5 protein-coding genes are annotated in these 15,628 nt (G+C 66.8%); 1 reads left to right on the top strand and 4 read right to left on the bottom strand.

Annotation, left to right across the window (positions count from 1 at the left end; all coding sequences use genetic code 11):
• Positions 1-23: 23 nt before the first annotated feature.
• The 4 genes from OHB24_RS05305 to OHB24_RS05290 form a co-directional block, all read right to left on the bottom strand.
• The gene (locus tag OHB24_RS05305) at positions 24-1,748 is read right to left on the bottom strand and encodes a serine hydrolase domain-containing protein (RefSeq protein WP_327637824.1); all 1,725 of its coding nucleotides are present in this window, start codon (positions 1,746-1,748) and stop codon (positions 24-26) included.
• Positions 1,745-3,019, bottom strand: coding sequence for an exo-beta-N-acetylmuramidase NamZ family protein (locus OHB24_RS05300; RefSeq protein ID WP_327637823.1), 1,275 nt, complete (start codon positions 3,017-3,019; stop codon positions 1,745-1,747). The genes OHB24_RS05305 and OHB24_RS05300 overlap by 4 nt, the downstream gene beginning before the upstream one ends.
• An 11-nt stretch (positions 3,020-3,030) precedes the next feature.
• The gene (locus OHB24_RS05295; protein ID WP_327637822.1) at positions 3,031-5,601 is read right to left on the bottom strand and encodes a glycoside hydrolase family 3 N-terminal domain-containing protein; all 2,571 of its coding nucleotides are present in this window, start codon (positions 5,599-5,601) and stop codon (positions 3,031-3,033) included.
• 81 nt (positions 5,602-5,682) lie between these two features.
• Positions 5,683-6,243, bottom strand: coding sequence for a 4'-phosphopantetheinyl transferase family protein (locus OHB24_RS05290; RefSeq protein ID WP_327637821.1), 561 nt, complete (start codon positions 6,241-6,243; stop codon positions 5,683-5,685).
• Positions 6,244-6,518: 275 nt separating this feature from the next.
• Between OHB24_RS05290 and OHB24_RS05285 the strand changes: the two genes are divergently transcribed.
• Positions 6,519-15,626: a LamG-like jellyroll fold domain-containing protein gene (locus OHB24_RS05285; protein ID WP_327641016.1), complete on the top strand. Its 9,108-nt coding sequence runs from the start codon at positions 6,519-6,521 to the stop codon at positions 15,624-15,626.
• Positions 15,627-15,628 lie beyond the last annotated feature (2 nt).

Raw genomic sequence — 15,628 nt, 5'->3', positions numbered from 1 at the left:
CGGCGACTATGCACGAGATGGGGTCATCGACGCGAAAGTCTCCAACCTGTTGCGGTAAATGATTCAGGCGTTCGTTCACCGTCGAGAAGAAGACCAGTCCCGCTCGTGATCTTCACACCGTCGACGTACACGCCGCGGCCTTGGTACAGCGGGTCGGACGTGTACCGCCAGCGAATGGTCTGCTCGCCGCTGCCCAGCTCCGCGGTCACCTGGTGCCAATGCCGGTTGCCGGAGCCGCTGATCGAGCCGTCGGTGTCGATCACCGAGCCCCGGTCGCGCACCGAGAACGGGACCTTCGTCCAGGTCGTTCCGTCCGTGGAGGTCTCCAGATACAGCAGGTCGGAGACCTCGGTGTCGACGAACAGGTCGAACGCGAGCTTCGCACCTCCGGCCGGTACGGCGACCTTGGCATCGAGCGTGCTGGTCGCGTTGTCCGTCGTACCGGAGAACCAGGCGTCCTTGCCGTGCCGCGGGCCGACGCCGAGGGCGAGCGCGAGGCCCTGGGCGACCGCGCGGCGGGCCGGGTTGTTGCTGCCCCAGTTGCGGCTCGGGTGCACGCGGTTGCTGAGCAGGATCGCGAACGAGCGCGAGTCGAAGTCGATCACGATGGACGTACCGGTGTAGCCGGTGTGCCCGGCCGCTCGCGGTCCGGACAGGCCGCCCATGTACCAGCGCTGGTTCAGCTCGAAGCCGAGGCCGTGGTCGTTACCGGGGAAGCCCTGGTTGAAGTTCGTGATCATCGCGGTGACCGAGGATTCCTTGAGGATCCGCGCGCCGCGGTAGCTGCCGCCGTTCAGGAACGTCTGCGCCAGGACGGCCATGTCGTCGGCCGTGCTGAAGACGCCCGCGTGGCCGGCGACACCGCCGAGGGACCAGGCGTTCTCGTCGTGCACCTCGCCCCACACCATGCCGCGCGGCGGCGAGGCCTGGTACTCCGTGGCGGCGATCCGCGGCTTCTTCTTCGGGTCCGGGTTGTAGCCGGTGTCGCGCATCTGCAGCGGTTTGGTGATCCCGTCGGCGACCAGCTTGTCCAGCGTTTTCCCGGTCACCCGGTGGGCGAGCTCACCGAGGGCGATCAGGTTCAGATCGCTGTAGAGGTAGGTCGAGCCGGGCGGGTTCAGCAGCTTCGCGGTCAGCGCCATGTGCAGTCTGGACGCGGGATCCGGCTGGGCGCTCCACAGCGGGAGCCAGGACGGAAATCCACTGGTGTGCGTGAGTGCTTGCCGGACGGAAACGGTTTCCTTGCCGTTTTCCGCGAACTCCGGGATGTAGGTCGCGATCGGCGCGTCCAGGTCGACCTTGCCCTTCTCGACCAGCTGCAGCACGACGATCGACGTGAACAGCTTGGACACCGAGGCCATGTCGAAGATCGTGTCGGTGCGCATCGGAATCTGCTGGTCCGGCGGCAGTTCGGTGCCCTGCCCGTCGGCGTACTTCAGCGCGAGTCCGGTCGCCGTCCGGGTGACGATCTTCCCATCGTGGCCGAGCAGCGTGACCGCGCCGGCGTACAACGGTTTCGTCGTACCGCTCGGTTGGGTCCAGGCGGCGACCTGGGCCAGCGCGGCGTCGATCGGCGCGGGATCGAGGCCGGCCTTGGCCGGGGTCGCGTCGCGCAGCAGCGTGGTCTTCGGCGCGTAGCCGTCGTACGGCCGGTCGAACCTGCCGGAGTTGTTGCCGCCAGCAACAGCAGGCGTTCCCATCGTCAGCATCACCGCCGAAGCTATCGTGAGCGCGCCGAGCCGTCTCATCGGTGCGCGCCCTTGTACAGAAGGTATTTCGCCCGCCGGGCAGTCCAGGCGTCGGTCTCGGACTTCCAGGCTGCCACGATCTGCTCGGCGGTCGCATCCGCCAAAAGCATGGTCCGGAACCGGTCCGATCCGGTGAGCAGGTCGATCCACCGGCCGGGTGGGGTCTCCGCCCGCCAGGTGAACTCGGGGTAGAGCTTACGGGCCTCGACGATCATGTGCGTCGCCGCGGTGATCGCCTCGACCCGGTGCGGGTCGGTGATCTGCACCTGGACGCCGCCGCACAGCACATTGGCGTTCTTGCTGATCGTCGGCGTGAAGTACGCCTCGCGGAACGCGACGCCCGGGATGTCCTTGGTCTGCAGCGCCTGCGCCCACTTGTAGTCGACGTACGGCGCGCCGATCAGCTCGAACGGTCGCGTCGTACCGCGGCCCTCGGACATGTTGGTCGCCTCGAACAGGCACAGGCCCGGGTACAGCAGCGCGGTGTCCGGGGTGGGCATGTTCGGGCTGGGCATCACCCAGGTGAGGCCGGTGTCGTCGTACAGCTGGTCGCGCTTCCAGTTCTTCGCCTCGATGACGGTGAGTTGGCGCAGGCGCCCGCCGTTCGGCTCCAGCGGCAGGTACTCGGCGTTGAACATCCGGGCGAGCTCGCCGACGGTCATGCCGTGCTGCTGGATGATCTCCTTCTTGCCGACGCCCGAGGTGTAGCCGGGTTTCAGCATCGGGCCGCGCGCGTACCCGCCGACCGGGTTCGGGCGGTCGAGGACGACGAAGCGGGCGCCGGTGCGGACCGCGGCGAGCATCGCCTCGAACATCGTCCAGATATAGGTGTAGAACCGGGCGCCGACGTCCTGGATGTCGAAGACAACGGTTTCCACGCCGGACTGGGTGTAGAGCTGCACCAGCTTGTCGGCGTTCGCGCCGTACGCGTCGTACACCATGATCCCGGTGCGCGGATCGACGTGGTCGCCCTCCGAACCGCCGGCCTGCGCGCTGCCGCGGAAACCGTGTTCTGGGCCGAACACCGCGACGATGTTCACCTTGCCGGACGCGTGCATGGTGTCCACGACGTGCGTGAAGTCCGGCAGGATCCCGGTCGGGTTGCTGATCACGCCGACCTTCTGGCCCGCCAACGCGCGCCAGTCGTCCTTGGCGAGCACCTCGGCGCCGGTCATCACCTTGCGGTTGGCCACGGCCTGTGCGGCGGGTGCGTTGATGAGCGGGGCGGCGGCGACTACACCGGCGCCCGCGAGCAAACTGCGTCGCTTCATGAGAGGTCTCCTCAGGAACGGAACGAGAGGTCGGCGATTGTCGGACGGTGGTCACTGGCGGCGTCGGCCACCGGGACCTCGGCTGGTACCTCGGCGGTCCGCACGGTCAGGCCCTTGCCGACGGTGACGAAGTCGATCCGCTTGTTCGCGGCGACCGCCGGGTAGGTGTTCGGTCCGCCGGTCGTCGCGCCGGCCGCCGTCCACGAGTCTGTCAGCCGCGTCCACAGCCCTGCGAGCTCCGGCGCGGCCGCCTCGGCATTGAAGTCACCGACCAGGATCTGCAGATCCTGCCGACGGTCCTGGGCCAGGATCTTGACGGTGTCAGCCACCTGCAGCGTCCGCACGGTCGGATCGCCGCGGTAGTCCAGATGGGTCGAGTAGACGTGCAGCCGCCGCCCGCGGACGTCGACCTCCACCTCGAGGAATCCCGGCGCCGGAGCGGGCACCGGGTTCGGGTCCTGGGTGGACAGCCGCGTGATCGGGTGATTCTCGGTGCGTACCAACGGGAAGCGGGACAGCACGCCCACGCCGTACTGGCGCCTTGGTTGTCCGGCCGCGGGCGGGTCGAGGTCGTAGATCGGTGCGAACGCCGGGTACATCCCGAGCTTGGCGGCAAGTTCGGCGATCGTGTTCAGCCACTGGCTGCGGGCGTCCCAATGAACGTCGACCTCCTGCAGCCCGACGATGTCCGCGTCCAGAGCCTTGATTGCCTGCGCCGTCCGGTCGAGGTCGAAAACGTTGTCCTCGCCGGCGCCCGCATGAATGTTGTATGAGGCAACGGTCAGCCGGGTGATCCGTGGGTCGAACGTGAGCCCGTGACCGAACGGGTGCAGGACCGGTGCCGGGTCTGCGCTGTTCGGATCCGGCTTGGCGGGAATCTCCACAGGCAGCTTGCCCGTCGGTGCGATCTCGCCGTACAGCACTTTGGCGAGTGCTTCCATCGACACCACGGTGCTTCCGTACGTGACCAGGGTGGTCGACGGGGCGTCGAAGTACGCGACGTCGTACGGGTCGCGGACCGGGACGACGATCACCGGGCGGCCAGTGGCGAGGAGGCCGTTGACGAGTTTCTGCTGCTTGGCCAGCTTGTCGGTGACCTCGGTGTCCCAGGCCTTGTTGGTCAGCACGATCGTCAAGTCCGCGGCGACCGAGGCTGCCAGGGCGTCGGCGATCTTCGCGTCGGTCGGCGTGCTGCCGGTGTCCTTCACGGTCGTCGTCGCGCCTCGGTTCTGCAGGGCGGTCGCGAGGTTGGTGGGGCTGTACCCGGTGACGACGATCTTGCGCGGCGCGGGGGAGAGCGGGAGTAGATCGGCGTCGTTGCGCAGGAGCGTCGTACTGCGGTCCGCGATGCGCTGGGCGGCGGCGTAGTTGGCCGGCGTACCGACGACCTTGGTGATGCGGGACAGGTCGACGTACGGGTGGTCGACGAGACCGCCCTCCTGCTTGAGCGCGAGGATCCGTGTGACGCTCTCGTCGATGCGCGTCTCGGAGATGCGGCCGCTGCGTACGGCGTCGAGGACCGAGTTGTACGCCAGTCCGGGATCGACCGGCATGAGCAGCTGGTCGACGCCCGCCTCGATCGCCCGGAGCGGGATCTCCGCGTCGCCGTACTTGTCCCGGACGCCCTTCATCCCGAGCGAGTCGGTGATCACCACGCCGTCGAACCGCAGCTGCTGCCGCAGGATCCCGGTCAGGATCGGCCGGCTCAACGTCGCCGGGTCGCCGGACGGGTCGAGCGACTGTACGACGATGTGCGCGGTCATGATCGACTTGATGCCGGCCCGGATCCCGGCCTGGAACGGCGGCAGGTCGATCCGGGTCCACTCCTCGCGGGTGTGGTGGATCTCCGGGATCCCGACGTGACTGTCGGTCTCGGTGTCGCCGTGCCCCGGAAAGTGCTTCGCGGTCGAGACGATCCGGCCGTCGCGCTGGTAGCCCTTCACCTGCGCGGCGACGATCTCCGCGGCGAGCGCCGGGTCGGAGGAGGCCGAGCGGACGCCGATCACCGGGTTCAGCGGGTTCACGTTGACGTCCGCGTCCGGGGCGAAGTCGGTGGTGATGCCCAGGGCCTTCAGCTCGCGACCGGCGATCGCGCCCGCTTCGCGCGCGAAGGCGGCCGAGCGGGTCGCGCCGAGCGCCATACCGCCCGGGAACTGGGTCGCGGGCGGTCCGACGCGGACGACAGAGCCGTACTCCTGGTCGGTGCTGATCTGCAGCGGGATACCGGTGTTGGTGATCGAGGCCGTCTGCAGGCCGTTCGACAGCCGGGCGATCTGCTGCGGGTCCTTCGTCGAGTCGGTCCAGGTGAAGTAGATGACACCGCCGAGGTTGAACTTGGCGACCACCTCGGCCGGCGTCGCAACGCCGTACAGGCTGGTGTTGCGGGCATCGGCGGTGTCGGCGGCCGGCCCGTACGCGTAGCAGACGAACAGCTGGCCGACCTTCTGCTCCAGCGTCATCCGGCGCAGGGTGTCGCGGACCCAGCGATTGGTGTTCGCGCTTGCGGTCGTGGTGGCGGCGACCGTCGACCCAGCGACGGTGGCCGCCGCTAGTCCGAGAGTCTGGCGTCGGGTCAGTTCCATCGGTGTCACCAACTCAGTCCGGGCGGGCAGGGGCGAACGCCAAAGTAATTGAATTACAGATACTCCCCCGCGACGCGAAAGTTACCCACACGCGCACGGTGGGTCAAGAGTCGGTGACCGCCGGCTGACCACGACGCGGTTGGTCGGCGCCGCCACAGTGAGCACAGCCCCCGGCCAGGGCACATGCGTCACGACCAACCCAGGCACAGACTCAACCGCCCCACCCCCCAACGGCATCTCCCGCCGCAACCCAGCCTCCCGAAGCCCAACCCCAAGCGCCTTCCCCACCGCCTCCTTCGCCGTCCACAACTCGAGAAACGCGACCAGCCCATCCCCCTGCCGCCCCATCCACTCCAACTCCCGCGGGGTGAACCACCGCTCAGCCAGCCCAGTCACATCCCGTCCCCGGGTCTCCTCGAGGTCGATCCCAACCGGCCCGTCGTACGACGCGGCGACGGCGATCAGGCGCTGGGAGTAAGAGATGCTCACCGCGAGCCCGTCGACGCGCGGCCGCACGCCCTCGTCGTGACGGAGGACCGGATCGTCGACGAGCGTGCCCGCGAGCGTGCGCAGCAGACTGTGGGCAGTGCCCCGCGGCTCATCACCAACCGGCGCCAGCCAGACCTGGACGGAACTTCCCACCGCCCGAACGTATCGCGCCGAGGCCCGCAGAGTTCTGTGGTCCCGGCGTTACAGATTTTCGGGGATTTGCAGGAAGCTGCAGGTTTCTGGCTCCGCAGCGTCACAGGGTGTTACGTTCTGTCCCGGCGCTGGCGGGGTCGGGGGACCCCAGGCTTCTCATTCAGGTCGTCCACGCCCCAGGGGGATCCTTCATGGCCGTGTCCAGGCTGTCTTCTCGTGCTGCCCGTCGCCGGGTTCGCCTTGCGAAATCGTTGGCGATTTTTGCCGCGTTGGCGGTGCCGTTGACTGGTATCGGGCCGGCGTTGCCAGTCACGTCGGCGGCTGCGGCGGGTTCACCGCCGCCGGTGCCGCCGGCAGTGATGTCGGGTAAGGGCGAGGCGAAGGCTCCGGCGCAACGTGTCGGAGCTGGGAAGTTGCCTGCGCCGCTTGCACCGGGGCAGAACAAGGTCGAGCCGCCATCGATGCGGGACATGTTCCCCGTGACCGCAGCGAAGCCTGTGAATGCCGCGGCGGAGCAGCCGACGCCGAAGCCTGTGCAGGCGTTGCCGTCGGAGCAGGTGGCGGTGAAGGGTTTCGACAAGCAGACGAGTCGCGAGCTACCGGAGAAGCGGGACCGGTTCACGCAGACGTTCGCCAACACGGACGGCACGGAGACGAGTGTGGTGTCGCCGGCGCCGTTGAACTTCGAGAAGCCTGATGGTTCGTGGGCGGAGATCAACGCGAATCTGCAGCCGCGGGATGGTGGCGGCTGGGAGACGATCTCGACGGAGGTCTATTCCTGGATCGCTGGTCAGGCGAACGCGGATCCGGTGGCGGGGATCGAGTTGGGGAACGGCCACAACGTCGGCTGGGGTGTGGCCGGTGCGGCTGCGGTTGCTGGGCTGATGTCGGGCAGCAAGGTCGTCTTCCCGGAGCTGTTGTCAGGTACCGATCTCGAGTTGGAGTCGCAGCCGCGGGGCATCAAGGAGACGATTGTTCTCAAGTCGGCGACCGCGCCTCGCTCGTTCGTGTTCCCGTTGAGTCTGAGTGACAACCTGACGGCGTCTCTGGTGGGTCGCGAGGTCGTGCTGACTGACGAGCACGGGACTGAGCGGGCGCGGATTCCGGCCGGTGTGATGGAGGACTCGAACACGGTCGAGGTGCGTGCGACCTCGAGTGCGGTGTCGTACGAGTTGGTCACGGTCGACGGCCGTCAGGCGTTGAAGGTCACGGCGGACAGCGCGTGGTTGGACGATCCTGCGCGGGTGTTCCCGGTGCGGATCGATCCGACGGTGATTCCGACGGACCGGGTGACGCCGAACTATGCAGTCAGTGCGGGCGTGAACGGCTCGGTGAGCGGTGCGAGCGATCTGCAGGTCGGTTGCCGCCCGGCGGCGGGTACGACGAACTGTTCGTCGACGAGCGGGTGGAACGCGTACACGTCGTTGTTGTCGTTCCCGAGCCTGGTGGATGCGTTCCGGTACGACACGATCGTCGCCGCGCAGTTGGAGGTGTACAACTACCAGGCGGACACGTGTTCGTCGCGAGCGGTGGATGTGTACGGTGCGATGGAGGGCTGGCAGTCCACGCCGTTGCCGAGCTTGAAGTATCCGGGCCCGCAGGTGACGCCGTCGGTGATCGCGTCGAAGAGCTTCTCGCGTGGCTATGTGTCCAGTACGACGGGTACGACGGCGTGCCAGCCGATGTACGACGCGTTGCCGTTCAATGCGGCTGGTGTGTCGTGGTTGCAGAGCCTGGTGGATGGGCAGCGCTCGAACTTCGGGTTCGCGTTGTTCGCGAACCAGCGTGCGGATCGGTTCTCGTGGAAGAAGTTCGCGGGCATCAGCACCGCGAATCCGCCGAAGCTGGCGGTGACGCATTCGCCGTACCACGCGGCGTACGCGCTCCGGGCGCAGCCGCCGGAGTGGTACCCCACGCAGGACGCGGCCGGCAAGTTTCCGATGACGATCACGAACCTGGGTGGGTTCACGTGGCAGCCGGGCGACGACTACATGAGCTACCGGATCTACAAGGACGGGAAGCTGCAGAACTGGTCGGTGCTGTCGACGCCGGTGACTGCCGCGGTGCCGCACGGCGGCAAGATCAATCTTGATGTGGCGGTCGGCGCGTTGCCTGGGTCGGCGGACGGGATCGATTATCAGATCGAGTTCTCGATGGTGCACCGCGATACGACGGTTCATCGGTGGTACACCGACTGGGGCGTTGTACCCAAGGCAGTGCTGATCACGATCCAGAACGTGCCGCCGGTGCTCGACCTGTCGAAGGTGTGGCCGTTGAACGGCGCGCAGGCGTACACGTTGACGCCGCAGGTGTGGGCGTCCGGGATCGATCCGGACGCACCGGAGGACACGCTGAAGTACAGCTTCCGGGTGTGCGAGGTCGTCGACGACGACCCGCTGGTGGGGTGCTTCTTCAGCGGTGACTACACGTCGTCGAAGACATGGGTGGTGCCGGCCGGGAAGCTGGCGTGGAACCGCGAGTACCAGTGGCAGATCTATGTGCAGGACAACGACGGGCAGCACACGATCGGGGAGCCGATCACGCTGTTCACCGACGTGCCGCAGCCGGCGATCACCGGGCACATCGCGAACAACGACGGCAAGTCCCAGGACAAGCCGTACGACCCGGCGGTCGGCAACTACACGGCGTCGGCGCTGGATGTTGTCGTGCCGGTCGCGGGTCCGGAGCTGAATGTCGCGCGGACGTACAACAGTCTCGACCCGAGGCGCGACGGCCTGTTCGGTGCTGGCTGGTCGAGCCGGTACGACATGCGGGTGGCCGTCGAGAGCGATGGCAATGCGTTGGTGACGTATCCAGATGGCAGGCAGGTGCGGTTCGGCGTCAACCCTGACGGATCGTTCGCGGCGCCACGCGGTGCGAAGACGGTCCTGTCGGTGTCCTCGGCGACGGGACCGTGGACGCTGCAGATCGTTCCCGGCACGAAGTACGAGTTCACCCGGGGGACGGGGAAGCTGAGCAAGATCTACAGCACCCAGGGGAAACCGTTGGCGTTGGCCTATCGCACGGACGGCACGCTGGAGTCGGCTGCGAGCCTCGACGGGGCAGGGCGGAAGCTGACGTTCACGTGGACGGCCGACAACAAGCACGTCGCCTCGGTCAGCACGCAACCCGTTGGCGGCGCTCCGTTGACCTGGACCTATGAGTACGCCGGCGACGTGCTGACGAAGTCGTGCAACGCGGAGCAGAAGTGCACGACGTACGGCGCGGCGCAAGGCTCGCATTACCGCAGCGCGGTGATGGACAGCCGACCCGACGGCTACTTCCGGTTCTCCGATGACGGCACTGACAGCGACGCGACGAACGAGGTCGACATCGCGCCGCGCGACGCGTTCGGCACGTACACAGGCGTCCAGTTCGGCCAGGCCAGCCCACTGACCGGCGTCGGCGATTCCGACAAGTCGGTTTCGTTCACCGGCAATTCCTGGGTCTCGCTGGCGGACGGTTTGGCGACGCGCAGCCGTGACGAGGCGGTCGAGATGTGGTTCAAGACCAGCGGAGCGACGAGCCAGCCGCTGCTCGGCTACCAGAAGCAGAGGCTGGGCAGTACGACGACAGGCGGCATGCCAGTGCTGTACGTCGGTGCCGACGGCAAGCTTCGTGGACAGTTCTGGCACGGTACGGCGGAGCCGATGACGTCGTCGAACTTGGTGAACGACAACCAATGGCACCATGTCGTGCTGAGTTCGATGGGTACGCGGCAGTCGCTGTATCTGGACGGCGTCGCGGTCGGCACGATCACGCAGAGCGTGGTGGACCACGCCCAGTTCGCGGTGAACGAGGTCGGTGCTGCGGTGGCGGCAGCGCCGTCGGCGTGGCCGTCGTACGGGACGCAGGCGTTGCGGTACTTCACCGGCCAGATCGACGAGGTCGCGCTGTACTCGCACCCGTTGACGACCAGAGACGTGGCGGCGCACTGGCAGCAGGGACGCAACGCGGCCGATCAACTGTCGTCGATCACCTCGTCCGGCGGCCGCACGACGGCCGAGGTCGAGTACGACCCGGCCAGTGACCGGGTTCAGAAGTACGTGGACGAGAACGGCGGCGGCTGGACGATCGGCACGCCAGAGGTCCGCAACGGCTCGACCAGCCAGTCCGCCAAGTCCCGCGTGGTTCACGTGACCGGCCCGAACAACAGTGACTACGTCTACGAGTACGACCTGCTCGGTGGCTGGTTGCGGCGTACTGGCCGGCCGCTCGGTGAGGACACCAGTCAGCCCCCGACTGCGGGTACCACGCAGCATTGGCCTGATACCGGGTACGCGATCCGGAGCTACACGCACGACAAGACCGGTCAGCTGACGAAGGTCACCAGTGAGATGGGTGGCGAGGTCAGTATGGGGTACGACGATCGCGGCAACGTGACGTCGACGAAGACCTGTCGTGGCATCGGAGGAACGGACTGCCACACGGCGTACACGACCTACCACCGCGACGACGCATGGCCCGCGCTGGATCCGCGGTGGGACAAGTTGGCGACGTCTCGAGACGGGCGGTCGGCGAGCGCGACCGACGACACGTACAAGCGCTATTCGAACCTCACGGTGAACGGTGATGTTGCCTCGGACGTGAGCGCGGACGGCGGGGTCACGCTCTCCACCTATACCGACGGTGTGCAGACGGGGCCGGATGGGAAGCCGATGCCGCCGGGGTTGCTGAAGACCCAGTCGGTGAAGGTGAACGCGTCGACGACGGCGGTGACACAGCTCCTGTACGACCAGTACGGCGAGCTGGTGCAAACGACAGCTCCGTCAGGCCTGGTCACGAAGTACACCTACGACGAGATCGGCCGGAAGAAGACCGAGACGCAGATCTCGGACACCTACCCGAGCGGTGTCGTCACGACCTACGACTACGACAAGATGTCGAGGGTCACAGCGATCACGGGTCCGGTGACGACGGACGCGGTGACTGGCGAGCAACACCAGCAGAAGGCCGAGATCGAGTACGACGCCGACGGCGACGTGACCAAGACGACGTCACGGGATCTGAAGACGTCTGACGATCCGCGGGTCACGACCTTGACCTACGACGACCGCAACCGGTTGGCGTCGACGGTGGATGCCGACGGCAAACAGTCGCAGCAGGGGTATGACGACGCAGGGAACCGGACCTGGTCGGAGGACGCGAACGGGAACCGGTTCGAATACAAGTACTCGGATCTGAACACGCTGACCGAGGTCTGGGACGTGAACCTCCCGGCCGATCCGAACAACCCGCCGGTCGAGGGGCCGCGGGAGGGAATCGACTACGCGGTCCGGTCGAAGACGCAGTACGACCTGGCCGGCCGCAAGCGCGCCGAGGTCGACGCGATGGGCCGACTGGTGACCTACACCTACAACCTCGACGACAGCCTCAAGACGAAGAAGCTCGAGGGATTCCACAACCCGGACGGTTCCACGCGGCCGTACGTGCTGGAGGACAACACCTACGACGGCGCCGGGAACCGGACCACTGCAGTCACGGACAACGGCAAGACCACCACGACGTACGCGATCGACGCCGCGGGACGAGTTGCTACCCAGATCGTCGACCCGGCGGGGCTGAACCGTGAGACGACGTACGACCACGACCTGGCCGGCAACATCACCCGCCAGACGAACACGGGCAACTGGTCGAATGCAGGTATTGCCGGGCAGACCGCCGTCATCGACGCGACTAGTTACGTGTTCGACGCGGCCGGGCGGCGGGTTTCACAGACCGTGGAGAACACCTCGGGTGCGATGACGACATCGTGGACGTACGACCAGCGGGGGCTGGCGACGTCGATGACGACACCGCGAGGCAACGCGAGCGGTGCGGTCAAGGCCGACTTCACCTCGACGTACGTGAACGACGAACTCGGGCGGCTCATCAAGACGGTCGCGCCGAAGGTGAAGGCCGAACACGACGGCGGTGCGCCGGCCGATGTGCAGCCGACTGCCGTGGTCGGGTACGGGGCGTTCGGGCAGGCGACCTCGTCGAAGGACGCGCTCGGGAACGTGGTGAAGTCGACGTTCGACAAGCTCGGCCGCACCGTTGAGGTCAGCGCCCCGTCGTACACGCCGCCGGGTGGTACGGCGATGACGCCGAAGACCTCCTTCAGCTACGACGTGGTCGGGAACCTGCTCCAGCAGGTTGACGAGCGCGGCAACGCGACGCGGTTCACCTACGACCACCTCAACCGGCAGGTCCAGGTCGACGCTCCCGGGAAGACCAACGACGAACGGGCGATCACGAAGATCACCTACACCCCGAACGGAGACGTCGAGTCGACCACTGATCCGTTGGGCGCGGTGAAGAAGTTCACCTACGACGACCTGGACCGGGTCGTCACCTCCACTGATGTGGAGCGGAAACCGACGGCGGCGAACTTCGTGACGCGGCTGGCCTACGACGACATGGACAACGTCATCACTGCGCAGTCGCCGTCGGGCGCGGTCGCGCTCAGCAGCTACGACTCGCTCGGACAGCTCACCAAGTCCGCCGACCCGAACAACGTGGTCACCCAGCTGGGCTACGACTACGCCGGGCGGCAGGTGGTCTCCACTGACGCCATGGGTCGCAGCAGTGTCGCGACGTACGACAAGGCCGGGCAACTGGTCGCGTCGAAGACCCTGAACGCGTCCAGCGTCGCGCTCGGCACCACGGTTCTCGGGTACGACCTGGACGGCAACCTGGTCTCGTCGACGCCTGCGTCGGGGAACCGCGCGTCGACGTACACCTACGATGCAGTCGGCCGGCTGACTTCGCAGGTGGATCCGGTGTCGGCGAGCGATCAGATCGGGATCTCCTACGGGTACGACGCCATCGGCAACCGCACCCGCTACACCGACGGCCGCGGCAACTCGACGACCTACACGGTCAACACCCTCGGACTACCCGAGAAGGTCATCGAACCGTCCACCAGCAGCCATCCCGCGCTGACGGACCGGACGTGGACCGCCTCGTACGACGCGGCCGGGAACGCAGTCTCGCTGCTCTCACCGGGCGGAGTGCAACGGACCCGAAACTTCGACGCGGCCGGACGGCTCGAGACCGAAACCGGCGCGGGCGCCGAGGCACCCACCGCAACTCGCTCGCTCACCTACGACCTCGGCGGGCGGCTCGCGACCTCGAGCTCGCTCGACGGCGTCAACACCTACACCTACAACGACCGCGGCATGCTCCTGCGCGCCGACGGCCCTTCTGGAACCTCGACCCAGGGCTACGACCCCGACGGCCAGCTCACCCAGCGCATCGACGCCGCCGGAACCGCCGACTTCACCTACGTGAACGGGCGCCCGGCAACGGTCACCGACCCGGTCACCCGCGTCCTGCAGACTCTTGGCTACAACACCGCCGGGCAGTTGGCCACGATCGACTACGGCTCCAGCCGGATCCGCACCGTCGGGTACGACGGCTACGGCCGGATGAACTCCGACGTACTCAAAGCCGGAACGACATCGGTGTCGTCGATCACCTACGGGTACGACGTCGACAACAACATCACCTCCAAGAACACCACCGGCGTTGCCGGGTCCGGGAACAACACCTACGGCTACGACCAACTCGGCCGACTCATGTCGTGGACGAAGGGGACCACCACGACCGCGTACGGGTGGGACGCCAACTCCAACCGGATCAAGGCGGGCACGGCGCTGGCGTCGTACGACGAGCGCAACCGGCTCCTGAACGACGGCACCTCCACCTACACCTACTCACCCCGCGGCGCCCTGCTGACGCAAACCACCGGGACAACCACCGAGGCGTTCAGCTTCGACGCGTTCGACCGGATGATCACCCGGTCCGACCGCGACTTCACCTACGACGCCCTCGACCGGCCCGTCCAGGCCGGCACCGCCCGGATGCGCTACGACGGCTTCAGTGACGAAGTCGTCTCCGACGGCACCCAATTCTTCGGCCGCGCAGCCTCCGACGGACTCCTGTCAGTCGGCTACGACACCACCAAACGCCTCGTCCTGGCTGACCGCCACGGCGACGTCATCGCAGGCTTCGACCCCGCCGACACCACCCTCGGCACCGGCCTACCCGACACCCGCACCTACGACCCCTTCGGCAACTCCACCAACGCCACCGGCCTCAAGTACCGCATCGGCTACCAAGGCGACTGGACCGACCCCCGCTCCGGCGACATCAACCAAGGCGCCCGCTGGTACAACCCAGGCACCGGCACCTTCAACTCCCGCGACACCATCACCCAGAACGCCGGTACCGCCAGCTCAGTCCTGAACCTCTACGGGTACGCCGGCGGCAACCCGATCAACTTCAGCGACCCAACGGGTCACTACCCGATCGACGAGCCTGGGGACCCGCACACAAGCTGCGTGAAGAAGCCGAACGGCGATGGACATATCTGGGTCTGTCCGCCGGACAAACCGACCCCGCCCGTCACTCCACCGGTCCCCCCTCCCGTTACGCCTCCGGTCCCACCGCCCGTGGACGACTGCCACGGCGACTGCGACACGGGATGCAAGAAGGACTGCGACCCCGACTGCAAGCCGAACTGCGATCCGCCGTGCAAGTCGCAGCGCTGCCAGCCCAAGCCGCCGCCTCCGAAGATCTGCGACGCAGCCTGCAAGAAGCGAGAGGAAGCAGAGAAGAAACGTAGGGACCTTGAGCGGGACGCCAAGACCGTCCAGCACGAGCCGCCCGGCGACCCCGTCTGCGCCAACGGCAACCCAGCCCTCTGCCCAAGCGACCCCACAACGCCGGCCACCGTCGTCACCTCCGGAGGCGACCTAACCGAAGAAACCGTCGACTGGTCCAACCAGCAATACCAAAACGCCCTCGACCAGTACGGCTCCGTCATCTCCAACGTCGCCACCACCGGCAGTTACAACTGGTTCACCGCGAGCCTCGGCGGCAGGCCATCGATGGGCAGCGCCGCAGGCGAGGACATCTGCATGTGCATAATCGACGGCTACAGCAGCAGTTGGGTCGCCGTCGTCGCAGGTGCACTCGCAGCGGGTGCCGCCGGAACCCCAGTCGGCAACTCGATCGCCCAGCTCATCGACCAGATCCTCCAGAACGCCGCATCGGGCTCGGACAGCTCCTCAGGCTCGGCAGACTCGAGCGCCGGGAGCAGCAGCGCCGCCCAACCCCCCGACGACGGTGACTACGATTCATGTGGCGCACCTCCGAAGACGCCGTGCAAGTTGCTCTCTCGACCAAATGCGATAGCGAACGAAACTGGCTATTCGACGAAGGAAATCAAGGACGCCATTCATAGTGTTAAGAACGACGCCGCCTGGCGGGGCGTAGGATCCAGGAAGAATCCAGACATGCTTGTAAATCCGAAGACCGGCGATGTGCACCCACAACTGCCGAACGGTAAGCCGGGCGACGTCATTGGTAATATATTCGACTACCTACCGGGCGGCTGAAG

The sequence above is a fragment of the Kribbella sp. NBC_00482 genome (assembly GCF_036013725.1).
Lineage (GTDB): Bacteria > Actinomycetota > Actinomycetes > Propionibacteriales > Kribbellaceae > Kribbella.
Note: the sequence above shows the minus strand (reverse complement) of the source record. Positions and strands in the feature narration are given on the sequence as shown.

Bases quoted from the DNA above. Each gene is read 5' to 3' on its own strand.
- OHB24_RS05305 (WP_327637824.1), bottom strand. From the start codon at position 1,748: ATGAGACGGCTCGGCGCGCTCACGATAGCTTCGGCGGTGATGCTGACG.
- OHB24_RS05300 (WP_327637823.1), bottom strand. From the start codon at position 3,019: ATGAAGCGACGCAGTTTGCTCGCGGGCGCCGGTGTAGTCGCCGCCGCC.
- OHB24_RS05295 (WP_327637822.1), bottom strand. From the start codon at position 5,601: ATGGAACTGACCCGACGCCAGACTCTCGGACTAGCGGCGGCCACCGTC.